General features: G+C 65.5%; 17 protein-coding genes and 1 tRNA gene. 14 read left to right on the top strand and 4 right to left on the bottom strand.

Features of this window, described 5'->3' with window-relative positions:
• The 11 genes from H156_RS0101480 to secF all read left to right on the top strand — a co-directional run.
• A partial coding sequence (locus H156_RS0101480; protein ID WP_026597558.1) for an ExbD/TolR family protein occupies positions 1 to 356 on the top strand: 356 nt, incomplete at its 5' end.
• Between the two features lie 110 nt (positions 357 to 466).
• Positions 467 to 1,342, top strand: coding sequence for a 4-hydroxy-tetrahydrodipicolinate synthase (dapA, locus tag H156_RS0101475; protein ID WP_017364904.1), 876 nt, complete (start codon positions 467 to 469; stop codon positions 1,340 to 1,342).
• Between the two features lie 10 nt (positions 1,343 to 1,352).
• Positions 1,353 to 2,060 (top strand): NlpB/DapX family lipoprotein, encoded by a 708-nt coding sequence (bamC, locus tag H156_RS0101470; RefSeq protein WP_017364903.1) that lies wholly within the window; start codon positions 1,353 to 1,355, stop codon positions 2,058 to 2,060.
• 40 nt (positions 2,061 to 2,100) lie between these two features.
• A complete protein-coding gene (purL, locus tag H156_RS0101465; protein ID WP_017364902.1) occupies positions 2,101 to 5,967 on the top strand; it encodes a phosphoribosylformylglycinamidine synthase in 3,867 nt (1,288 codons plus the stop codon).
• 78 nt (positions 5,968 to 6,045) lie between these two features.
• Entirely contained in the window at positions 6,046 to 6,798 is a 753-nt protein-coding gene (gene tpiA / locus H156_RS0101460) for a triose-phosphate isomerase (RefSeq protein WP_010960015.1), read from the top strand.
• Positions 6,799 to 6,807: 9 nt separating this feature from the next.
• The gene (gene secG / locus H156_RS0101455; RefSeq protein WP_010960016.1) at positions 6,808 to 7,161 is read left to right on the top strand and encodes a preprotein translocase subunit SecG; all 354 of its coding nucleotides are present in this window, start codon (positions 6,808 to 6,810) and stop codon (positions 7,159 to 7,161) included.
• A 19-nt stretch (positions 7,162 to 7,180) separates the two neighbouring features.
• A tRNA-Leu gene (locus tag H156_RS0101450) sits at positions 7,181 to 7,265 on the top strand.
• 74 nt (positions 7,266 to 7,339) lie between these two features.
• Positions 7,340 to 8,452: a tRNA guanosine(34) transglycosylase Tgt gene (tgt, locus tag H156_RS0101445; protein ID WP_017364901.1), complete on the top strand. Its 1,113-nt coding sequence runs from the start codon at positions 7,340 to 7,342 to the stop codon at positions 8,450 to 8,452.
• 45 nt (positions 8,453 to 8,497) lie between these two features.
• On the top strand, positions 8,498 to 8,848 hold the full coding sequence (gene yajC, locus H156_RS0101440; RefSeq protein ID WP_026045884.1) for a preprotein translocase subunit YajC: 351 nt from the start codon (positions 8,498 to 8,500) through the stop codon (positions 8,846 to 8,848).
• A gap of 63 nt (positions 8,849 to 8,911) precedes the next feature.
• Complete coding sequence (secD, locus tag H156_RS0101435; RefSeq protein WP_017364900.1) at positions 8,912 to 10,762, top strand: protein translocase subunit SecD; 1,851 nt, start codon at positions 8,912 to 8,914, stop codon at positions 10,760 to 10,762.
• Positions 10,763 to 10,773: 11 nt separating this feature from the next.
• Entirely contained in the window at positions 10,774 to 11,703 is a 930-nt protein-coding gene (gene secF / locus H156_RS0101430; RefSeq protein WP_010960023.1) for a protein translocase subunit SecF, read from the top strand.
• Between the two features lie 51 nt (positions 11,704 to 11,754).
• On the opposite strand, the gene H156_RS0101425 is transcribed toward secF, so the two are convergent.
• The 4 genes from H156_RS0101425 to queA all read right to left on the bottom strand — a co-directional run bounded on the left by H156_RS0101425 (position 11,755) and on the right by queA (position 14,462).
• On the bottom strand, positions 11,755 to 12,636 hold the full coding sequence (locus tag H156_RS0101425) for a L,D-transpeptidase (RefSeq protein WP_017364899.1): 882 nt from the start codon (positions 12,634 to 12,636) through the stop codon (positions 11,755 to 11,757).
• 61 nt (positions 12,637 to 12,697) lie between these two features.
• Positions 12,698 to 13,081 (bottom strand): YkgJ family cysteine cluster protein, encoded by a 384-nt coding sequence (locus H156_RS17715; RefSeq protein WP_338009785.1) that lies wholly within the window; start codon positions 13,079 to 13,081, stop codon positions 12,698 to 12,700.
• Positions 12,979 to 13,422 (bottom strand): HIT domain-containing protein, encoded by a 444-nt coding sequence (locus tag H156_RS15630; RefSeq protein ID WP_017364898.1) that lies wholly within the window; start codon positions 13,420 to 13,422, stop codon positions 12,979 to 12,981. The genes H156_RS17715 and H156_RS15630 overlap by 103 nt, the downstream gene beginning before the upstream one ends.
• Positions 13,419 to 14,462, bottom strand: a complete 1,044-nt coding sequence (gene queA / locus H156_RS0101410) for a tRNA preQ1(34) S-adenosylmethionine ribosyltransferase-isomerase QueA (RefSeq protein ID WP_017364897.1) — start codon at positions 14,460 to 14,462, stop codon at positions 13,419 to 13,421. The genes H156_RS15630 and queA overlap by 4 nt, the downstream gene beginning before the upstream one ends.
• A gap of 609 nt (positions 14,463 to 15,071) precedes the next feature.
• Between queA and recC the strand changes: the two genes are divergently transcribed.
• From recC to recD, 3 genes are read left to right on the top strand one after another with little or no spacing between them, the layout of a single operon-like run.
• Positions 15,072 to 18,488: an exodeoxyribonuclease V subunit gamma gene (gene recC, locus H156_RS0101405; protein ID WP_036245854.1), complete on the top strand. Its 3,417-nt coding sequence runs from the start codon at positions 15,072 to 15,074 to the stop codon at positions 18,486 to 18,488.
• Positions 18,485 to 22,087, top strand: coding sequence for an exodeoxyribonuclease V subunit beta (gene recB / locus H156_RS0101400; RefSeq protein WP_017364895.1), 3,603 nt, complete (start codon positions 18,485 to 18,487; stop codon positions 22,085 to 22,087). Before recC ends, recB begins: the two co-directional genes overlap by 4 nt.
• Positions 22,084 to 23,895 (top strand): exodeoxyribonuclease V subunit alpha, encoded by a 1,812-nt coding sequence (gene recD / locus H156_RS0101395; RefSeq protein WP_017364894.1) that lies wholly within the window; start codon positions 22,084 to 22,086, stop codon positions 23,893 to 23,895. Before recB ends, recD begins: the two co-directional genes overlap by 4 nt.
• The last annotated feature ends 8 nt before the right edge of the window (positions 23,896 to 23,903 follow it).

The raw sequence follows: 23,903 nt of genomic DNA, 5'->3' as shown, positions 1-23,903 counted from the left end.
CCCCGCTGGTGGACGTCATGCTGGTGCTGGTGATCGTGTTCCTGGTGACGGCGCCGCTGCTGACCCAGAGCATGAACGTCAACCTGCCCAAGACCGGCGCGGTGGCCGCGTCGGATGACAACAAATCCACCCCGATCGGCATCGACGCCCAGGGGCGCATCGTGCTGGACAAGACCGAGATCGCCGGTCTGGCGGAGCTGGAGGCGAAGCTCCGGGAACGGGTGCAGCAGAATCCGGAAGGCCTGTACATCGTCCACGCCGACCAGGCGGTGTCCTATGCCGTCGTCGCCAAGGTGCTGGCCGCCGCCCACAAGGCCGGAGTCAACCGGCTGTCCCTGGCGACGGTGCAGGAGTAGTTTCCGGTGGGGCAGCGTCCTGGCCCCGGCGATTCCCTGGGCATCTTTCCCCGTGTTGTCAGTGGCAGGGGCGACACGCTACCATCGGCACTTTTTAGCGGATGCATCGAATGATTCAAGGCAGTATCGTTGCCCTGGCAACGCCCATGGAACCCGATGGGAGGCTGGATGTTCCCGGCCTCAGGCGACTGGTCGAGTTCCACATCGAACAGGGGACGGATGCCATCGTGGCGGTGGGGACGACCGGCGAATCGGCGACGCTGGACGAGGAAGAACACACGGAAGTCATCCGTCTGGTGGTGGAGCAGGTCGCCGGCAGAATCCCGGTCATCGCCGGTACCGGTGCGAACGCGACCACCGAAGCCATCCGTTTGACCGCCAGGGCCAAGGCCGTCGGCGCCGACGCGTGTCTTCTCGTCACGCCGTATTACAACAAGCCGACCCAGGAGGGCCTCTACCGCCATTACCTGGCGGTCGCCGAGGCGGTGGACATTCCGCAGATCCTTTACAACGTGCCCGGCCGTACCGGCTGCGACATGCTGCCGGCCACCGTCGGGCGGCTGGCGCAGGTTCCCGGCATCGTCGGAATCAAGGAAGCGACCGGCAAGCTCGAGAGGCTGGCCGAGATCCGGGCGCTGTGCCCCGAGGGGTTCGCCCTGTATTCCGGCGACGATGCAACGGCGTGCGAATTCTGCCTGTCGGGCGGCAACGGCGTGATCTCGGTCACGGCCAACGTGGCGCCGCGTCTCATGCACGAGATGTGCCGAGCGGCCATCGCCGGTGACCGGGCGACGGCCGAGGCGATCAACCGCCGGCTCGAGGCCCTGCACCATGATCTGTTCATCGAGTCCAATCCCATACCCGTGAAATGGGCATTGCACGAAATGGGACTGATCCAGGAGGGAATCCGTCTGCCGCTGACCTGGCTGGCCGCGTCCTGCCGGGAGGCGGTGCGCCAGGCCATGCGTCAGGCCGGCGTGCTCTGAGGACCATTCCATGGGCAATGGATTCAGATGGGCGGCTCTCGGCAGTGCGCTCTGGCTGCTGGGCGGCTGTACCTATATCGCCAGCCTGTTTCCGGACAAGCAGAAGCAGTACCGCTATCATTCGGAAATACCCCCGCTGGAAATACCGCCGGATTTGAGTTCGTCGACCATCGAGGGCGCGGTGACTTCGGCGGCCCAGGCGGAAGCCCTCCGGCCGAAGGAGGAGCCGACGCCCCGAGCTACGGCCGAAACCGAGCCCGTGGAGCCGGATCCGAAGACCACGCTGGCGCAGGACATGAGCGACGTTCCCCTCATCGAGGTCGAAGCGCCGTTCGAGGATGCCTGGCGCTCGGTCAACCGCGCCCTTGGCCGGGCCAAGCTCGAAGTGGTCGGGGAAGACCAGGCGAAAGGCATATTCGAGGTCTATTACAACGGTACCGGGCAGCGCGCGCCGGAAGACGTGGGACTGTTCTCCGGCCTGTTCGGCGGTGGCGGCGACAGCACGGCCTCGGCCTTCCGTGTCCATGTCGAGCAGAAGGGCAAGGTCACCCAGGTTTTCGTCACCGATGGACGGGACGACCCGCAACAATCGGGATTGGGGCTCGAACTGCTGAAGACCATACACGCACAGTTCCAGAAATCCGCGAGCGCTTCGCCGGCAGCCGGCGGCGAGGACGATGCCGGCACGGCGGAAGAGTCTCCCAAACCCGCCGAATAAGGCGGCCTTCGATTTTTTCTACACTCTGCGAGCCATAGCCATGGTTGTCTGCATTCCGGGCCCATCGGCCTTGTCCGTGTTCCGCGCCAGCCGCCTGCTGGCATCCCTGCGGGGAGTCGCGCCGGCCGTTCGCAAGGTCGATGCCCGATTCGTCCATTTCGCGGCGCTGGCGCGCGGTCTGGACGATGTGGAGCACCGGCTGCTGCGGCAGGTCCTGAACCATGGTCCGGTCGAGAGCGAGACGGAAGCCAGCGAAACTTTGCTGGTGACGCCGCGGCTCGGGACGATTTCGCCCTGGTCCAGCAAGGCCACCGAGATCGTCCGCCGCTGTGGCCTGGATGCGGTCTGCCGGGTCGAGCGCGGCATTGCCTACGCGCTGCAGCTCGACGGCGAGCTGTCCGCGGCGCAGCGTGAAGCTGTCAGGGCGCTGCTGCACGATCGCATGACGCAGACCGTCCTCAGCCGCGGGCAGGAAGAGATGCTGTTCCGCCACCGCGAGCCGGAGCCGCTGCAATACGTCCCGCTCATGCAGGAGGGCCGTTGGGCGCTGGTCAAGGCCAACGCCGCTCTGGGGCTGGCGCTGTCGGAAGACGAGCTGGATTACCTGGAGCAAAGCTATCGGGCGATGTCGCGCAACCCCAGTGACATCGAGCTGATGATGTTCGCCCAGGCGAATTCGGAGCATTGCCGCCACAAGATATTCAACGCCCAATGGCGGATCGACGGCGAGGCGCAGGATCAGACCCTGTTCGGCATGATCCGCCACACCAGCCAGGCGAGTCCCGAGGGCATCATCTCCGCCTACAGCGACAACGCCGCCGTGATCCGGGGCGCGCGGGCCGAAGTGCTGCTGCGGGATCCCGGCGGTTTCGCCTACGGCTACCGGGAAGAACCGGCCCATCTGGTGATGAAGGTGGAGACCCACAATCACCCGACTGCGATCTCTCCCTTCCCCGGCGCCGCCACCGGTGTCGGCGGCGAAATCCGCGATGAGGGCGCCACCGGGCGCGGTTCGCACAGCAAGGCGGGCCTGTGCGGCTTCGCCGTCTCGCACCTGCGCATTCCCGACTTCATACAGCCTTGGGAGACCGGCAGCGGCAGGCCGGGGCGCATCGCCTCACCGCTCCAGATCATGCTGGAGGGGCCGATCGGCGGCGCGGCGTTCAACAACGAATTCGGCCGTCCCAACCTGTGCGGCTACTTCCGGACCTTCCAGCAGTTGGCGCCGGATGGCGCGAGCCTGTACGGCTACCACAAGCCGATCATGCTCGCTGGCGGCATGGGCAACATCCGCGAAGTCAATCTGGGCAAGTCGGAAATCCCGCCAGGCGCTCCCATCGTGGTACTGGGCGGGCCGGCCATGCTGATCGGGCTGGGCGGCGGCGCCGCCTCCTCGGTGGCCTCCGGCGAAAGCGCCGAAGACCTCGATTTCGCCTCGGTGCAGCGCGACAATCCGGAGATGGAGCGGCGCTGCCAGGAAGTCATCGATCATTGCGTCGCCCTTGGCGAGGACAACCCGATTCTGTCGATCCACGACGTCGGTGCCGGGGGACTGTCCAATGCCGTGCCGGAACTCATCCACGACAGCGGGCGGGGCGGGCGTTTCGAGCTGCGCGACATTCCGAGCGCGGAGCCGGGCCTCTCGCCGATGCAGCTCTGGTGCAACGAGTCCCAGGAGCGCTACGTGCTCGCGCTGCGACCGGAGCGGCTGGAACGCTTCCAGGCGCTGTGCGAACGCGAGCGCTGTCCGTTCGCGGTGATCGGCCACGCGACGGCGGACGAAGACCTGGTGGTCAACGACCTCCGGTTCGCCAACCATCCGGTGGCGATCCCGATGTCCCTGCTGTTCGGCAAACCTCCCCGGATGCTGCGCGACGTCGCCCGGCTTCCGGCTGCGACCAAGCCGCTGGATTTCGCCGGCTTCGACTGGCGCGACGCCGTCAAGCGGGTACTGAGTCTGCCGGCGGTGGCCGACAAGAGTTTCCTGATCCACATCGGCGACCGCTCCGTGGGCGGATTGGTGGCGCGGGATCAGCTGGTCGGCCCGTGGCAGGTGCCGGTGGCGGACGTGGCAGTGACGGTATCGGGTTTCCGCGCCGTCACCGGTGAGGCCATGGCCCTGGGCGAACGCTCACCCATCGCCGTGATCGACGCGCCGGCATCCGGGCGCATGGCGGTGGGAGAGGCGTTGACCAACATTCTGGCGGCCCCGATTGCCTCGCTGGGCGACGTCAAGCTGTCGGCGAACTGGATGGCTGCGGCCGGCGCACCCGGCGAAGACGCCCGCCTGTTCGATACCGTGCGCGCGGTAAGTCTGGAGCTGTGTCCGGCGCTGGGTGTCGCCATACCGGTCGGAAAGGATTCGCTGTCGATGCGTACCGTGTGGCGCGAGAGCGGCAAGGAGATGGCCATGATTTCGCCGCTGTCACTGATCGTTTCGGCATTCGCGCCGGTGACCGACGTGCGGCGGACATTGACGCCGGAACTGCGGCTCGATGGCGGCGCTTCGGTGCTGGTCCTGATCGATCTCGGCCAGGGCCGCAACCGTCTCGGCGGCTCGGCCCTGGCCCAAGTGTACGGCCAGATGGGGGAGACCTGCCCGGACCTCGACGATCCGGCCTTGTTCCGGGCGTTCTTCGGGGCAGTGCAGTCGCTCAGCAGCGATGGCTTGATCCTCGCTTATCACGACCGCTCCGACGGCGGTCTGTTCGTCACGGCGGTGGAAATGGCCTTCGCCGCGAGGACTGGCATCGATCTGCACCTCGATCACCTGGGTGATCCGGTGGCGGCGGCATTCGCCGAAGAGCTGGGCGCGGTCATCCAGGTGGCCAGCGACGACCTGCCCGCGGTGATGGTGAGGCTCGAGGATGCCGGCCTGGGTGCCTGCAGCCGGGTGGTCGGAGCACCGCGTTCCGACAGCAGGATCGTGGTGCACCATGGGGGCATGCCGATATTCGGCGCCAGCCGTGCCGAACTGCAAGGGATATGGTCCGAGACCAGCTACCGTATGCAGGCATTGCGGGACAATCCGGATTGCGCCCGGCAGCAGTTCGAATCCCTGTTCGACGACGGCGACCCGGGTTTGCATGCCAAACTGAGTTTCGATCCGAACACCGATGTTGCGGCTCCCTATCTCAATCTGTCGCGGCCCCGGATGGCCATACTGCGCGAACAGGGTGTCAACGGTCACATGGAGATGGCGGCGGCGTTCGACGCGGCGGGTTTCGCTTGCGTCGACGTGCACATGAGCGATCTGGCGGAAGGCCGCATCGGTCTAGCAGACTTCCGGGGACTGGCGGCCTGCGGCGGATTTTCTTACGGTGACGTACTCGGCGCGGGCGGCGGTTGGGCCAAGTCGATCCTTTACAACGCCCGGTTGCGCGATGAATTCGTGGCCTTTTTCCGGCGGGAGGACACCTTCGGACTCGGGGTGTGTAACGGCTGTCAGATGCTTTCGCAATTGCACGAACTGATCCCGGGGGCCGAGAATTGGCCGCGCTTCGTGCGCAACCGTTCCGAACAGTACGAGGCGCGGGTCGCCATGGTGGAAATCCAGCCGTCCCGGTCGATCTTCTTCGATGGCATGACGGGATCGCGGCTGCCGGTCGTGGTCTCGCACGGCGAGGGTCGGGTCGAATACCGCCCCGGAACCGGTAATGGGGGACAGCTCGTGGCGGTCGCCTTCGTCGACAACTATGACCGGATTACCGAAGCCTATCCCTTCAATCCCAACGGTTCGCCTCGTGGCATCACCGGTCTGACCACGCCGGACGGGCGTTTCACCATCATGATGCCGCACCCGGAGCGCTGTTTCCGTACCGTGCAGAATTCCTGGCGGCCCAGGGATTGGGGCGAATACGGTCCGTGGATGCGAATGTTCCGCAACGCCAGGCGGTGGGTCGGATAATTGACATGGGTTGGACCGGCATTGAAAAGGTCTTGAGCGAAGGTATAATCGATCGATTTTTCCGAGGAGTCCGGATCGATGCGTCGTCCTCTGGTGGTTGGAAACTGGAAGATGAACGGCAGGAGCGCGAGCGTGGCTCGCCTGCTGAACGACATCCTGGCCGGCATCGGAGACTGTAAGGCAGAAGTCGGGGTGTGCGTGCCGTTCGTTTACATCCCCCAGGCATCCGAGATACTGAAGGGCACCAAGGTGATGCTGGGTGCGCAGAACGTCGCGGACCACAACTCCGGCGCGTTCACCGGCGAGATTTCAGCCGGCATGCTGCGCGAGTTCGGCTGTGAGCTGGCCATCGTCGGGCACTCGGAACGGCGTCTGCTCTATGGCGAGTCGAACGAACTCGTGGCGTCCCGCTACGAACAGGCGATCCAGGGACATCTCAAACCGATCCTCTGCGTCGGCGAAACGCTGGAGCAGAGGGAGCAGGGCAGGACCCTTGCGGTGATCGGGGCGCAGATCGACACCGTGTTCGAATTCGCCGGCGTCCAGTCCCTGGAGCATGCGGTGATCGCTTACGAGCCGGTTTGGGCCGTCGGGACCGGGCGCAGCGCGACCACCGGCCAGGCCCAGGAGGTGCACTATCACATCCGGAGTTTGATCGCCCGGTGGAATCCGGAAGTGGCTCAGGCGGTGCAGATTATCTATGGCGGAAGCGTGAAGCCGGAGAATTCCGCTGAATTGTTTGCGATGCCCGACATCGATGGCGGCCTGATCGGCGGTGCCTCGCTCGATGCGCGGGCGTTTCTGTCGATCTGTCATTCAGTTTCAGTTTAGGGGCTTTTTATGATTCAAGCGTTGACTGTCTTTCATGTTTTGCTCGCCTTGAGCATCGTCGGACTGGTGCTGCTGCAGCAGGGGCGCGGAGCGGATGCCGGCGCGGGCTTCGGCGGCGGTTCGTCCGGCAGCCTGTTCGGCGCGCGGGGCGCGGCGTCCTTTCTGTCGCGGACCACGGCCATTCTGGCCACCCTGTTCTTCGGCACGAGCCTGACTCTTGCTTATCTGTCCGGTCATGTGGATAATAAGCGGCTCGATATCATGGACGTTCCTGCTGTCCAGCAGTCACAACCGGACATGCCTGCGGTGGCCCCGGAGCCCGCCAAGAGTGGATCCGATGTGCCGGCGCAGCCTGCGCAATGACGTCCTTCCTGAACAGCCAGCCGATGTGGTGGAATTGGTAGACACGCCATCTTGAGGGGGTGGTGACGCAAGTCGTGTCGGTTCAAGTCCGACCATCGGCACCAATTCGAAGATCCCTAAAGCCGGTCTTGACGTGTTGACGTTCAGACCGGCTTTTTTCATTTTGGCGATAGAGTCCATGGAATTCGCTGTCAAATGCTGCGATGGTCCGGCCCGCCGGGGCGAGCTCTCGTTTCCTCGCGGTCGTGTGCAGACGCCGGCTTTCATGCCGGTGGGTACCTATGGCACTGTCAAGGCCATGACGCCTGAGGAATTGCGCGACAGTGGCGCGGAGATCATCCTCGGCAATACCTTCCATCTGATGCTGCGTCCGGGGGTGGATATCATCCGGGCCCACGGTGACCTGCACGGGTTCATGCACTGGGACGGGCCGATCCTTACCGACTCGGGCGGCTTCCAGGTGTTCAGCCTGGGCGCGATGCGCAAGATCGGCGAGCAGGGGGTGCTGTTTCGCTCGCCCATCGACGGGAGTCCCGTCTTCATGGGGCCGGAAGAGTCCATGGGCGTCCAGCGCGCGCTGGGCTCGGACATCGTGATGGTGTTCGATGAATGTACGCCATACCCGGCGGAATACGGCGAGGCGCGCGCATCGATGGAACTCTCGCTGCGCTGGGCGGAGCGCAGCAAGGCGGCGCACGCGGATAACCCTTCCGCGCTGTTCGGCATCGTCCAGGGCGGTATGTACGAAGACCTGCGGGCCCGTTCGATCGCGGGTTTGCAGGAGATCGGCTTCGACGGCTACGCGATCGGCGGCCTCTCGGTTGGAGAGCCCAAGGAGGACCGTCACCGGGTACTGGAGGCGCTGATGCCGCAGATGCCCGCCGAGCGTCCCCGCTATCTGATGGGAGTGGGCACGCCGGAAGACATCGTCGACGCGGTGACGCGCGGCATCGACATGTTCGACTGCGTGCTGCCGACCCGCAATGCGCGCAACGGCCATCTTTTCACCCGCTTCGGGGCGGTCCGTATCCGCAATGCCCGGTACCGGGACGATCTGCGGCCGATCGACGAGGAGTGCGGCTGTTACACCTGCCGTCACTATTCCCGTGCCTACCTGCGCCATCTCGACCGTTGCGGCGAGATCCTCGGGGCGCGTCTGAACACCATCCACAACCTGTTCTATTACCAGGAACTGATGGCAGGTCTGCGGGCTGCCATCGAGGAAGGAACCCTCGAGCGGTTCGTCGACCGATTCCATGCCCTCCGCTCCACCGGTAACGCATTTATGTGATAATGCGCGACTTTGAATTCGCCGAATAAGAACTAGAGGTTGACCATGAGTTTCTTTATTGCCGACGCCTTGGCGGAGGCCGCTCCAGCGGCGCAGGAACCCGGGGCCGCGGGTTTGATTCTGCCCATGGCCGTTCTTGCCGTGTTCTTCCTGCTGTTCGTGCTGCCGCAGAACCGCCGCCAGAGGGAGCACAAGAAGCTGCTGCAGTCGCTCGTCAAGGGGGTTGAAGTGGTCACGACGGGGGGGGTTCTGGGCCGGGTGGTGGAGGTCGACGACAATTTCGTCACGCTGGAAGTGGCCGAAAACGTCCAGATCTGCGTACAGCGCAGCGCCGTGGCCTCGCTCATGCCCAAGGGCACTTACAAAGCGGCCAAGCGCAAACCCGAATCCAAGTAAACCCGCCTCTCCGGCGGCTTTGCCGAGCCGCCGGATACTCCCGTTTCCAAATAGGTTCCGAGCATGCGAAACCGTTTTCCCTTATGGAAAAACCTGATGGTCGCAGCCGTGTTGATCCTCGGGATCATTTACGCGCTGCCCAATTTCTTCGGTGAAGACCCATCCGTTCAATTGTCGGCGGTTCGTGCGGCGAAGGTCGATGACAGCCTCAAGGTCCAGGTGCAGGGGCTGCTGGATGCGGCCGGTCTCAAGGCGAAGGCCGTGGAGATGGCTGACAAGCGCATGCTGATCCGGTTCAGTGATACCGATTCGCAGCTCAAGGCGTCCGACGTTCTGAACGAGAAGCTGGGGGATGCCTACACGGTGGCCTTGAATCTGGCGCCGTCGACGCCTTCCTGGCTGCGCGCGTTCGGTGCCAAGCCCATGTATCTGGGACTGGACTTGCGGGGCGGTGTGCATTTCCTGCTTCAGGTCGACATGGATGCTGCCATCAAGCAGGCGGAAGACCGTTACGCGGAAGACGCCCGCAGCCTGCTGCGCGAAAACAAGATTCGTTACCAGTCGGTGGAAAAACAGAACGGCGTGATCCAGGTCCGGCTGCCGGATCCCAATGCCCTGTCGCAGGCGCAGGTGCTGCTGAAGCGCGAACTGCGCGGGTTACAGATCGACGTCAAGGAAGGCGAAAACCTGCTCGAAGGACGCTTGTCCGAAGTCGAACGGCGCGAGATCAAGCGCTTCGCCGTAGCCCAGAACACGACGACGCTGCGCAACCGTGTCAACGAGCTCGGTGTGGCCGAACCCGTGATCCAGCAGCAGGGCGAGGATCGCATCGTCGTCCAGTTGCCCGGCGTCCAGGATACCGCGCGGGCCAAGGAAATCCTCGGCGCCACCGCGACTCTGGAGTTCCGGCTCGTCGACAACGAACACCCGGTGCCGGCCGAGGGGGAGAAAGCGCCGTTGGGCTCGCATCTCTACCGCGACCGTCAGAACCGTCCGGTTCTGTTGGAGCGCAAGATCATCGTCACCGGCGACCAGGTCGTCGACGCGGCTTCCGGCATCGACCAGCAGAGTGGCCAGCCGGCGGTCTACGTCACGCTCAACAGCGTGGGCGCCAAGAAGATGGGCGACACCACCCGCGAAAACGTCGGCCGAGCCATGGCGGTGGTCTACATCGAGAACAAGTCCGAGACCAAGGAGATCAATGGCCAGAAGGTGACGACCAAGAAAAAGGTCGAGGAAGTCATCAACATCGCCACCATCCGCGACCGTTTCAGCAAACGTTTCCAGATCACCGGCCTGGACAGCACCGAGGAGGCGCGGAACCTGGCTCTCCTGCTGCGGGCGGGGGCGCTGGCGGCACCGGTGGACATCGTCGAGGAGCGCACCGTCGGCCCCAGCATGGGCAAGGAAAACATCGACCGCGGCGTCAAGTCCAACGGCTACGGCTTCATCGCCATCGCGGTGTTCATGATCCTCTATTACCGGATGTTCGGCCTGTTCTCCATCCTGGCGCTGGCGGCGAATGTCCTCCTGCTGGTTGCCGTGCTGTCGCTGCTGCAAGCGACCCTGACGCTGCCGGGTTTGGCGGGTATCGCTCTGACCGTGGGTATGGCCATCGACGCCAACGTACTCATCAACGAACGCATCCGCGAGGAACTGCGGGCGGGCAGTACACCCCATGCCGCCATCCATGCAGGCTATGAACGCGCATTCGCTACGATTCTGGACTCCAACGTCACGACCTTCGTCGCCGGCGTGGCCCTGTTCCTGCTTGGGGCAGGCCCCGTACGGGGCTTCGCGCTGGTGTTGTGCATCGGCATCCTGACCTCCATGTTCAGCGCCGTCCTGGTGTCCAGGGCGCTGGTCAACTTCACCTATGGCCGGCAGCGCAAGCTGGTCAAGATCGCAGTCTGAGGATAGCAGCCATGGAATTCTTCAAGATCAAGCGTGACATCCCGTTCATGCGTTACGGGAGGCTCACGACGACCATCTCCCTGGTGACCTTCATCCTCGCCATCCTGGCTTTGGGGTTCAAGGGCCTCAATCTGGGCATCGACTTCACCGGCGGCATCCTGATGGAGGTCCGTTATGCCCAGCCCGCCGACCTCGAAGCGATACGCAAGACGTTGGAGGAGCAACGGATCGCCGAAGCCGCCGTGCAGAATTTCGGCACTTCCCGCGACGTCCTGATTCGCCTCCCGCTGCGAGAGGATACCGGCGCCAGGCAGAGCGACCAGATCTTCTCGGCGCTCAAGGCCCAGGACGGGACGGCCGAACTCAAGCGCGTCGAGTTCGTCGGGCCGCAGGTCGGCAAGGAAATGTATGAAAGCGGTGGACTGGCGCTCATGCTCGTGGCCGCCGGCATCATGGCCTATCTGGCGATGCGGTTCGCCTGGCGGTTCGCCGTCGCGGCGATGATCGCCAACATGCACGACATCGTCATCATCCTGGGGATGTTCGCCTTCTTCGAGTGGGAGTTCACGCTCAGCGTGCTCGCCGGCGTGCTCGCCATCCTGGGCTACTCGGTGAACGAGTCCGTGGTGGTGTTCGACCGGGTGCGTGAGAACTTCCGCAAGATGCGCAAGGCGGCGGTGACGGACGTCATCGACAACGCCATCACCGCCACCATGTCCCGCACCATAATCACCCATTCCATGACGCAGCTGATGGTGCTGGCGATGTTCTTCTTCGGCGGTGACGCCCTGCACAACTTCGCCCTGGCGCTGACCATCGGCATCGTGTTCGGCATCTATTCCTCGGTGCTGGTCGCCTGCCCCGTCGTGCTGGCGCTGGGCGTAAGCCGGGCCGATCTGCTGCTGCCCGAGAAGGAAGGGCTGGTCGATAACCGGCCCTGAGTCGGCAGCGGTTCCGCTCCCCGGAGGCCGCCTTGCGCGGCCTCTCATGCGTCAGAAGAGGTCGAGATAGTTTGCCGGCGGCTCGGGCGTGTCCCGCGTGTCGGTTTCGGGCGGCGCCTGCACGGCGCCGGCGGGTTCTGCGGGCTCCCCGGGCTGGCTGGAATCGGAAGTTTCGCCGGCCTGTGAATAGTGCGCCGTCGGTGCGACGATGATGAGCGTCCGGTAGCCACTGATTTTCTTCGGGGCTTTTCCCGCTCGCACGGGACGCCCGGTATGACGCCCGATCTGGTCGATCAGGCCGTATCCGCTTTGGCCGATCAGGTGATAAAGCTCCTCCGCCCGGTGGTCCTCGATGTGGACGCAGCCGTGCGAGTCGGCCGCCCGCCCCAGCTTGTAGAGCGCATCACGGTCCAGCGAGGAATGCAGGGAAACACCGCCGTTGAAGAAGACCGACCAGAGCATCGGCGCATCGTAGGGGCCGGACCAGTGCCGGGAGGAGAAGCCCTGGGGGATGAAATAGCCGGAGGGCGTTTCGAATCCGGGAAGCCCCGTGGATATCAGCCAGTAATAGAGGAGCCCTTCTCCCCGCCGGTAGACCCGCAGGGTCTGGCCTTTGCCCCAGAACGCGCTGTCGGTTTTGTTGACGATGACGATCAGCCGGTAGCTGGCAAAGGCTGGATCACGCAGGGGATCGGGCAATGACTCCGCCTCGCTCCTGTCCGGGTCGCGGTAGGGTGTGAAGGCTTCCCGCACACCGAATCGGTGATTCGGGTCGGCTCCCTCATCCTGTTCATAGCGCGGTCGGGGGACGCTGCGGCCATAGCCTTCCCATGCACCGGCCCAGACGCCCGAGGATGAGGCCAGCTCCACCCAGGTCAACAGGAGTGATACCGCGCCTTGACGTATAGCCGGGCCGAACGGCCTCGTTTTCATGCTTGGCTCCCTGGCCGGGGAACTTCCAGGGGGTATGGTAGCTCATCTGCGGAGATGCTGCTCAGGGCGGCCGGTGGGGCGTGTTCTCCGCCGCCGGCAGGGTGGCCTGTTCGAGTCGGGCCAGCCAGGTCATCGCGTGTGAGCGGTCTCCGCCACACATTTCGTCGGAAGGCCGAAGGCCGGAACAGCAGGCCGGGCGTTCCGGTCTTCCGAAGATGGCGCATTCCATGTCGTCGCGGAGTTGGACGCAGGGAACCCCCGCAGGCTTGCCTCGGGGCATACCCGGTATCGGACTGGAAATGGAGATGGCGATGCAGCAGGCGCCGCAGCCCGGCCGGCAGTTCACGGCAGCGGATTCGCCTCGAACCGGGGCAACCGTTCCAGCAGTTGCCGCAGTCTGCCATCGAAGGGATCGGTGTAGGGCACGGGATCGAAACGGCCCCATACCACGCCCGGCCAGGCGCGGTCGTCCCGGTATCGCACGATGTGATGAAGGTGCAGCTGCGGAACCAGATTGCCGATTGCGGCGACGTTGAGTTTGTCCGCCCGGTAAATGTCGGCCAGCAGGGTGGACAGTCCGGCCGATTCCTCCCAGAGTTGGGCACGGTCCGGCGCGCTGAGCTGGTGAATTTCCCGGACTCCGGCGCGCTCTGGCACCAGGATGAACCAGGGATGGCTGCTGTCATTCATCAGCAAGAGGCGGCAGAGCGGGAAGCGGCCGAGGGGAAAGCAGTCCTGGACCAGTCGTTGGTGCAGGATGAAATCCGGTGTGGATTCGGGCTTCATCGATTCGCCGCCGGCTCATTCGGCGTCACGAACATCGCATCGCCGTAGCTGAAAAAACGGTATGCCTGTGCGATCGCGTGGCGGTAAGCGGCGAGCGTTTCGCGACGGCCTGCGAAGGCGCAGACCAGGACGAGCAGGGTCGATTCCGGGAGGTGGAAGTTGGTGACGAGCGCGTCGACGCAGTTGAACCGGAACCCCGGTTTGATGAACAGGCGGGTCTCGCCGGAAAAGGTCCGAAGGCTCCCGCCGCTCGCCGCCGTTTCCAGACTGCGCATCGAGGTGGTACCGACTGCGACTACCCGTCCGCCTCGGCCGCGGGCGCGCTCCACGGCTTTCACCACCTCGGGCCCGACTTCGCAATACTCGGCGTGCATGCGGTGATCCTCGAGATTTTCGGTGCGCACGGGCTGGAAGGTACCGGCGCCGACATGGAGAGTCACCCGAGCCATGTCTATCCCGGCCCCTCGGAGCCTTTCCAGCAGTTCCGTATCGAAATGCAGACCGGCCGTAGGGGCGGCCACTGCCCCCGGTCTTGTCGCATACACCGTCTGGTAGCGCTCCAGGTCGGCGGAGGTGTCGGGGCGAGTGATATAGGGCGGGAGCGGCATGTGACCGATCTGTTCGAGCACGGTCTGGAGCGGTTCCTCGCCCGCCAGCTCGAGAAGGAACAGATCGCCATCACGCTCGACCACCCTGACCCGATGCTCTGCTTCCAAGGCGAGCCAGGTTCCTGGCCTGGGCGCTTTGCTGGCCCGCACATGGGCGAGCATGAGCCGTTCCCCGAGGAGCCGTTCCAGCAGTATCTCCACGGCACCGCCGGTTTCCTTGCGGCCGAAAAGGCGCGCGGGGAGCACACGGGTATCGTTGAATACGAGAAGGTCGCCCGGGCGCAGGAGCTTCTCGATGTCACGGAAGGATTTGTCTTCCAGAGCGCCGGTTGCGCCATCGAGACAAAGCAGACGGCTGGCGGAGCGCTCCGGCAGCGGCGACTGGGCGATCAGATTTTGAGGCAGATCGTAATGGAACTCGCTTTTCAACATCGGTCCATGTTAGCAGAATTCCCCGGGGTCAGACGTGGGCAGGCCGTCGCTTTCGACTCCGGCGTTCGTCGACCGCGAGAACGGCACGTTCGCAGACTTCGGGCGAGAACTTCGTTGACTCTTTACATCGCCTCATCTTCTCGAGCGTTCGAGTCTCCCCGAAAGCCGGGGATTCACGCCGGGCTGCCGGAGCATGGCGATGTCGAGTGTTGCTGTATCGTTTCTGCGATAAGCTCGATGGAACGCCTCCCGGTAGGGAGCCTCTGAACGAACGCGGTGCGGGTGAGCCGATCCTGTCCGGCCCCCACGAACGCGGTGCCGCCGTGAAACAGACCCCTTCGCCGTCTTGGTGTTCGACGGGAAGAAGACGTAGACCCGGCGGGAGAAGTTCCGGGCCGAGAGGGCGCAGGCGGCGGCGTCGTAGGGGCTGCTGGCGGTGATCGAACCGAATTCGCCACGGTAGGCACGGATTTTCGGTATCCTTCACCCATTTTCAAAGCCCGATTGTCTGCGGGATCTGTTTTTGCCGGCTGATTCGGCTTTGTTCAGAGGATCCTTTGCATTGCTTTTGGCAGAGTCCGAGTTTTCGTGGATTTCGAGGACCCATCCTTGCCATCCCCCCTCAACATCTTTTTCTCCAACCGCTTCGAAATCCTGACTCAGCGCCTGTTCGACGATCTGGCGCAAGGACCGGCCGATCCGTTCGTGGCGGAGCAAGTCATCGTCCCCAGCCTGGCGGTCCGGCGCCGGCTGGAGCTGGATCATGCGGATCGCTTCGGGGTGTGCGCAAACGTGGAGTTCAGCTATCTGGCGCACTGGCTGTGGGTGCAGATCGGGCAGGTGATCGAGGTGGGGGCATCCTCGCCGTTCGCGCCGGCCACCCTGACTTGGCGGGTGTTCCGGATGTTGGGCGAGGAAGCCCTGGTGTCGGCGCATCCGCGGCTGAAGTCTTATCTGGCGCGGGCCGACGGGGCGATGCGCTTCGATCTGGCGCAGCGGGTGGCGCATTTGCTGGAACAGTACCTCACCTACCGCCCGGACTGGCTGGCGGCCTGGCTGGAAGGCGGGCCGGCTTCCGGATTGCCGGAGGCGAGCCGGGAAGACGAGGCATGGCAGGCGGCGCTTTGGCGTACGCTGGTAGATGAGCTGGAGGTGCGGCGTGAACACCCCTCGGCGGCATTCTTCCGGGCGGTAGAAGCCATGGGGCCGGAGGCGACACGGCGGGCCGGGCTGCCGGCGCGGGCTCATCTGTTCTGCCTGCCGACCATCCCCCCGTTGTATCTGGACATCCTCGGCAAGCTGGCGCGCTGGACCGAGCTACATTTGTACGTGCTGAACCCTTGCCGGGAGTATTGGTTCGACATCGTCGATCCCAGGCGGCTGAACTATCTGGAGGTTCGGGGTGATGCGCTGTACCGCGAGACCGGTAACCGCCTGCTGGCGAACTGGGGACAGCAGACCCAGGCGCACATCGACCTGCTGTTCGACAAGGCGGAAGGGGCGGTGATCGATGATGCCCAGTTCGAGCCGCCGGCCCGGATCAGCCTGCTGGCGGCGGTGCAGGAGGCCATCCTCGATCTGCGCGATCCCGAGCCGGGCTGTTGCGCGTCTGTGGCGGGGGATCGCAGCATCGAGGTTCATGTCTGCCATTCGCTGGTGCGGGAGCTGGAGGTGCTGCACGACCAGTTGCTGGCGCTGCTGGCCCGGCCCGATGCACCCAAGGTCTCGGATATCCTGGTCGTGATGCCCCGGCTGGAGGAGGCTGCGCCTTTGATCGACGCGGTGTTCGGCACGGCGCCGGCAGCGCGGCGGATTCCTTATGCCATCACCGGTTTGCGCAGGACGGTGGCGAATCCGGCGGCCGCCGCATTGCTGACCCTGCTCGGACTGTTTGCGTCCCGCTGCAAGGCCAGCGCGGTGTATGAGTTTTTGCAGCGCCCGTTGGTGCATGCCCGCTTCGGTCTGGGGCTGGACGATCTGGAGTGCATCCACGATTGGTTCCAGGCGGCAGGAATCCGGTGGGGGCTGAATGGCGCGCACCGGAAGGCGGTGGGGCTGCCGGAGGTGGAGCGGCATAGCTTCTGCGACGGCCTCGACCGGCTGTTTCTGGGCTATGCACTGGGGGACGTTCCGGTGCAGTTCGATGGTCGCCTGCCGGCGGGCAGCCCTGAGGGTTCGGAAGCGCTGGCACTGGGCGGATTCGCCCATTTCGTCGATCTGCTGACTCATTGGCATCGCGTCTGGAGCATGCCGGCGACGGCCCAGACCTGGGGCGAGCGGCTGAACGCGGTGGTCGGGGCCTTCCTGATGGAGACGCCCGAAACCGTTCCTGATCTCCAGGAGGTCCGCGAAGCCATCGCCGCGCTGAGCCGGCATTGGGGCGAGGCCGCCGTAACCGGGACGATCGAGCCTGAAGTGGTGCGGGTTGCTCTGGAATCGCTGCTGGACGATCCAGCCCGGGGTGGGACTCCTTCCGGTCGGCTGACCTTTACCGCCATGGCCAGTCTGCGCAGCCTGCCTTACCGGGTGGTGTGTGTCATCGGCCTGAATGACGGCGAGTTTCCCCATCCGGACCGGCCTGCGGAATTCGATTTGATCGCCCAGGCCCCGCGTCGCGGTGACCGCCAGCGACGGTACGACGAGCGCAACCTGTTTCTCGACCTGCTGCTGGCGGCCCGCGAGCGGCTGTATCTGAGCTATACCGGCCGTAGCGTGCGCGACAACGCCCCCCTGCCGCCGTCGACACTGCTGTCGGAATTGCTGGACTACCTGCTTCCGTTGGTGGCCGCTGCGGGAGAGAGTCCGGAGGAGGCGCGGCGCCGGCTGGTGGTGGAGCATCCGCTGCAGGCGTTCTCGCCCGTGTATTTCGATGCCGCCGTGGCAAAGGATCCGCGACTGGTCAGTTTCAATTCGGAATATTGCGAAGCTTTGCGGGCCGCTCGTTCCCGTCGTCCTTCGGGGGAGGGGGTGAGGGCTTGTGAATCCCTCTCGCGAGAGCCTGAAGAATGTTCCGCCACCCTTGCCGAGAGGGAGCGGGCGGACCACGGTCCAGCGGGGCCAATCGCCGAGGAGGAGCAGAATGATCCGGACTTCGAACATGCCCCTTTCTTCCCCGCCCCAATGGCCGCACCGGAGCCGGAATGGCGTGAGCCGAACCTGGACGTCTTGAAGCGCTTCTTCCGCAACCCCTGCCGCTATCTGCTGGAGCAACGCCTGGGGTTGACCCTGGCCGAGGGCGAGGCGGAGCTGGCCGACGACGAGCCGTTCCTTCCCGCTTACTTCGCCCGGAGCGAGGTCGCCGAGCGGCTGCTGCCGCTGATGCTGTCCGCTGCCACGGAGGAGGCGGTCGAGGCCGTGGCGCGGGCGGGGATCGAGTTTCCGCAGGGGCAGCTCGGTGAACTGTTGCTCAAAGGGGAGTTGACGCGGATACGGGAGTACGCGGAGCGGATCGCCGGACAGACGCAGGAGGAGCCGCTGCAGCCGCTGCCGGGTAGGCTGGCTTTCCAGATCGAGGGCGAAACCTGGACTTTGAGCGGCACGCTCGGTCAGGTGTGGCGGCGCGGGCTGGTGCGCTGGCGCTACGACGACACCCGGCCGGTGGATTATATGTCCGGCTGGCTGGATCATCTGTTCCTGAATGCGTTGGCGGTCCGCGGGGTGGAGCCGACCACGACCTGGATCTCACGGGACGGCGAATACCGGTTCCGGCCGGTGGCCGCAGCCCAGGAACGATTGCGCGAACTGGTGGCGCTGTACCGGGAGGGACTCCGCTTGCCGCTGCATTTCTTCCCCAGGAGCGCCTGGGCCTGTGCCTTGGGGCTGAAACAGGGCGGATCCCAGGCTGCCGAGCGGCAGGCGCGGAAGCGCTGGGAGGGTTCCGGTGACCGCCGCGGCGAATCCGAAGACCTCGCCTACCGCCAGGCGCTGAGGGGGCAGGCCGATCCACTGGACGGTGCGTTCTTCCGCACGGTCCGAACGGTGTTCGGTCCGCTACTGGATCATCTGGAAGACGGGCGCATAGCATGAGTGCGGTACGACCCCTGGACGTATTCCGCTGTCCGCTGGCGGGCGTCAACCTGATCGAGGCCTCCGCCGGCACTGGCAAGACCTGGAACATCTGCGGTCTGTACCTGCGACTGCTGTTGGAGCAGGAGCGGGAGGTCCAGAACATCCTGGTCGTGACCTTCACCAATGCGGCGACGGCCGAGTTGCGCGAGCGTATCCGCAGCCGGATCGTCGAGACCCTCGTGTACTTGCGGGGAGGAGGCGGGGCCGCCGATCCTTTCGTTACTGGCCTGGTGGCGGCGCTCGAAGGCGGGTTCGACCGGGCGCTGCTGCGGCAGCGGCTGGAGCGGGCGCTGCTGGCTTTCGACGAGGCGGCGATCTTCACCATCCACGGCTTCTGCCAGCGCGCCCTGGCCGGTACCCCTTTCGCCGCCGGTCTTCCGTTCGCCCTGGAACTGGTGCAGGACGACGCGATGCTGGCACAGGAAGTCGCCAACGATTTCTGGCGCCGGCGGGTCGCGGCCGGAGGTTTGAGCCGGGCCATGATCGCCCATCTGCTGGAGGCCGGCGACGATCCGGAGAAATACGCCAGTCTGCTCGGACACGCGCTGGCCAAGCCGCTCTCGGACTGGCGTTGGCCCGAGCCGGTGGAGCCGCCGGATGAGCGGGACGAGCAGGCTTTGCTGGCCGCGTTCGGTGAGGCACGGCGGCTGTGGCAGGCCGATGCGTTCGGCATCGTCCGGCTGTTGGAAGAGGCGATCGATCAGCTCAACGGCGTATCCTACAAAGCGGCCTCCCTCGAGACGGCACGGAAGGGCTGGGATGCGTGGTTCGCTACGAACGATCCGCTGGCGCCCGTGGAGGACAAGGTCCAGCTGTTCCGGGCAGCGATGCTGAAGGGGGGAACGAAAAAGGGCAACACGACGCCCTACCATCCGTTTTTCGATGCGGCCGAAAATTTGCTGGCGCTCAAAGATGGCATCCAGGGGCGCCTGGCGGTCGCGCGTGTGGGTCTGCTCCGGGAGCTCGTCGAACATGGCGCGGAGGCGCTGCGGGCGGAGAAACGCCGGCGGCGGGTCATCGGTTTCGACGACATGCTGTGGAACGTCCACGAGGCCCTGACTTCGGGGTGCTATCCCTGGCTGGCTCCTGCCCTGCGTAGCCGTTATCCGGTGGCGCTGATCGACGAGTTCCAGGACACCGATCCACTGCAGTTCGCCATCTTCCGGGCGCTCTACCTGGCCGAAGGCGCGGTGTCCGGGCCGGTGTTCTTTGTCGGCGACCCCAAGCAGGCGATCTACGGCTTCCGCAACGCCGATCTCTACACCTATCTCGGCGCACGCCACCAGGCCGACCGCGAATACACCCTGGTGGAAAACCAGCGTTCGGTGACGGAAGTGATCGATGCCTGCAACGCCTTGTTCAGCGCCAACCCCCGTGCTTTCCTCCTCGAGGGCCTCGAGTACCGCCCGGTCAGGCCAGGAGCGAAGCCGCGCCCGGTTTTCACCGACGTCACCGAGCCGCGCTCGCCGTTCCAGGTCTGGCTGCTGCCGAGAGACGAGGCGGGCGGCTGGTTGCCGCGGACGGAGGCCGTGCGGCGCTGTACCGACACCACGGCGGCCGAGATCGCCCGCCTGATCCAGGAAGGCATGGCGGGGCGTATCCGGCTCGGCGAGCGGGCCCTGCGCGCATCGGACATCGCGGTGCTGGTGCGCCGTCATGCCCAGGGCCGGCTTATCCGCCAGGCGCTGGCAAGGCTGGGGGTGGGCAGTGTCGAGCTGTCGCAGGCCAGTGTGTTCCACACGCTCGAGGCGGAGGAAATCGAGCGCATCCTGCTGGCGGTGCTCGAGCCCGGCCGAGACCGCCTGCTGCGGGCCGCGCTGGCGACGGAGATCATGGGCTGCGATGCGCTGACGATCGCCGGGATTTCGGCGGACGAGGACCGTTTGCTGGAAATCATGCTGCGCTTCGGCGAATATCGCGAGCTGTGGCAGCTGCGCGGCTTCGGGCCGATGTACCGGCGGCTTCTGCACGACGAGGGCGTGGCCCGCCGGGTGCTGGCCCAGCCCGATGGCGAGCGCCGTCTGACCAATCTGTTGCACCTGGGGGAGCTGCTGCACCAGGCTCAGGCCGGACTGACTTCGCCCGATGCCCTGCTGCGCTGGCTGCAGAGCCGGAGGCGGGACAGCGCGGCGCAGGAAGACGCCCAGCTGCGACTGGAGTCCGACCAGAATCTGGTGCAGATCGTCACCATCCACAAGTCCAAGGGCTTGGAGTATCCGGTGGTGTTCTGCCCCTATTTGTGGGACGGGAACCGCGGCGCACGGGGTAAGCAGGAGGGCATCGAATATCATGATGAATCCGGTGTCCCGGTGCTGGATTTTCGTCCGGAAGCCAAAAATGATCCCGGGATCAAGTGGCAGCGCCGGCAGGAAGAGGACGCCGAGATCCTACGCCTGATCTATGTGGCCCTGACCCGCGCGGTGCAGCGCTGTTATCTATTTGCCGGCGTTTACCGGACCAAGAGGGACGCTTCGGCGTCTTGTGGTGAAAGCACCCGCAGCATGCTCAACTGGCTCGCCTGCGGGAAGGATCACAGTCCCGAGCAATGGCAGGACGCCAAGACCCGCCTCGATCCGGCGCATATCGAGGCCGGCTGGCGCGCTTTGCCGGACGCGATCGGCGTCGCGCCGATGCCGGCCATCGTCGTACCGGCGATGGCCGGACCTTCGTCCGGCCTCGAGCGGCTGGCGGCGCAGACGCCGCCTGCCTGGATTCCTCCGGGCTGGTCCACGGGCAGCTTTACCTCCTTGGTCCGGGCCATGGAGGCCGGGGGGGAGGGGCGCGACCACGATGCCCTCAGCCTGGCGCCGGCCCTGGGGCCGCCGCCGGCAGCGCTGCCCGAGAACGACATCCTGCGTTTTCCGCGCGGCGCTGCGGCCGGCACCTGCATCCATCATCTGTTCGAGCAGGCCGATTTCACCGATCCCGCCGGCTGGGACGATGCCATCGGCCGCGCCCTGGCGCTGCGGCCGCAGGGCTCGGAAACGGCGGCTCCCGCCATGCTGAAGAGCCTCCTGGCCGACGTGTTGGCCACCGATCTGGGCGACGGCTTGAGGCTGGGCGACATAGGCCGGGGGCAGCGGCTGAGCGAGCTCGCCTTCCGCCTGCCGGCCGAGGGGCTGGACCCGGTGCGGCTGAATGCGTTGCTGCGCGATCATGGCTATGCCATGGGCAAGCTGGATTTCCGGTTGCTGAGTGGCTATCTGGAGGGCGCCATCGATCTGGTGTTTCGCCACCGGGGCCGCTATTACCTGTTGGACTGGAAATCCAACCATCTCGGCTACACGCGCGAGGACTACGGCCCGCCAGCGCTGGCGGAAACCATGGTCGCGGAGGGTTATCACCTGCAATATCTGCTCTATACGGTCGCGCTCGACCGGTACCTCGCCCGCCGCCTGCCGGGCTATGCTTACACGAGCCACTTTGGCGGCGTGTATTACCTGTTCGTACGCGGGGTGCGGCCGGCCTGGCGGGGGGCCGGTGTCTATTTCCAACGGCCTGCTGAGGACTGCATCGCCGCGCTGGATGCTTTGATCGGCGGGAGGCGAGGCGCATGAGCGCCGGCGAATCCGGCTACTCTTCCGAGCATCTGCTGGCCGCCGGCTTCGCCCGTCGCTGTCTGCGCTGGGCGAAGGACCCGGCGGCGCCCGGGGTGTTGGAGCGGGCCGCTTTCCTGGCCAGTTTCGCCACCACCGACGGTCATGTCTGCACCGATCTGGCCGAATTGGCCGAAGACTTCCCGCAGCACGGCCCGGACTTGTTGCGGACGCTGCTGCTTGGTTCCGGCGTGGTCGGCACGCCGGGGGGCGAACCCCGCCCGCTGGTCCTGGATGACAAAGGGCGGCTCTATCTTTACCGCTATTTCGACTATGAGCGTCGCCTGGCATCTGCTTTGCGGCGGCTGGCGCGCGGCCGTGACAGTCTGACGCCACCGTCGGAAGCGGTGCGGGAGCAGTTGAACGCTTTGTTTCCTCCCGCATCCGGCGGCCCCGACTGGCAGAAGCTCGCCGCCGCCCTGGCCCTGCTGGGCCGGCTCACCGTCATCAGCGGCGGGCCGGGCACCGGCAAGACCACCACGGTGGTGAACCTGCTGGCCTGTCTGCTCGTCCAGAATCCGGACTGCCGCATCGCCCTGGCCGCGCCCACTGGCAAGGCCGCGGCCCGCATGCTGGATGCGTTGCGTGAGCGGGCGGCGCATCTGCCCCGGTCTCTCAGGGAGAAACTTCCGGACGCCGCCAGTACCGTTCACCGTCTGCTGGGCGTGATTCCGGGCAGCGGAAATTTTCGCCATCATGCTGGGAATCCGTTGGCCGTCGACGTGCTGGTGGTCGACGAGGCGTCGATGCTCGACCTGGGACTGGCCACCCGGCTGGTCGAAGCGGTGCCCGTCGACGGCCGGCTGATCCTGCTGGGCGACAAGGACCAGCTCGCCGCCGTGGAGGCGGGGGCAGTGTTCGCCGAACTCAGCGCCGATCCGCGGCTGTCACCACCGGTCATCGGGCGTCTGGCAGCCCTGACCCAGACCGATCCGGCGGCCATCGTCACTGCCGCGCCCGTCCGTTCCACTCCGCTCGAGGATTGTGTGGTCTGGTTCAGCCGCAACTACCGTTTCCGCAGCGATTCCGGTATCGGGCGGCTGGCGGCGCGGGTCAACTCGGGCGAAGCGGATGCAGTGATCGCGGAATTGCGGGCCGGCGGGGAGAGTGGCGTGATCTGGCAGGAGGACGGGGCCGCCGCGCCCGGCGCCGGCCTGGTCGAGACCCTGCTGGCGGGCTATGCGGATTACCTGGACGTCATGCGATCCGGCCAGGCTGCGCCGGCAGCCGTGTTCGCCGCCTACAACCGTTTCCGCATCCTGTGCGCGGTGCGCGAATCCCCGCGCGGGGTGGAGGCGATCAACCGGCTGATCGCCCGGGAATTTCGCCGCCGCCTCGGTCTGGGAGCGGACGAACGGGCCGAATGGTATCCCGGTCGGCCAGTGATGGTTCTGCGCAACGACTACGTGCTGAAGCTGTTCAACGGCGACACCGGCATCGTTCTGGCGGACCCCTCCGGAGAACTGCGGGTGCATTTTCCCGATGCCGGCGGCGGATTCCGCGCCATCCCCCCGGCCAGGCTGCCCGAGCACGAGACCGCATTCGCCCTGACCGTGCACAAATCGCAGGGATCGGAGTTCGACGAGGTGGCGCTGCTGTTGCCGGACCGTGTCTCGCCGGTCCTCACCCGAGAGCTGGTTTACACCGGTATTACCCGCGCCAGGCGCGCGGTGTCCCTCGTCGGCGCCGCGCCGGTGCTGGCGGAGGCCATCCGCCGCCGCACCCGCCGCCATTCCGGGCTGATCGCCCGTCTGGAAGAGATTGGGTGAAGGATGAA

This window comes from Methylococcus capsulatus str. Texas = ATCC 19069, from assembly GCF_000424685.1.
Lineage (GTDB): Bacteria > Pseudomonadota > Gammaproteobacteria > Methylococcales > Methylococcaceae > Methylococcus > Methylococcus capsulatus.
Note: the sequence above shows the minus strand (reverse complement) of the source record. Positions and strands in the feature narration are given on the sequence as shown.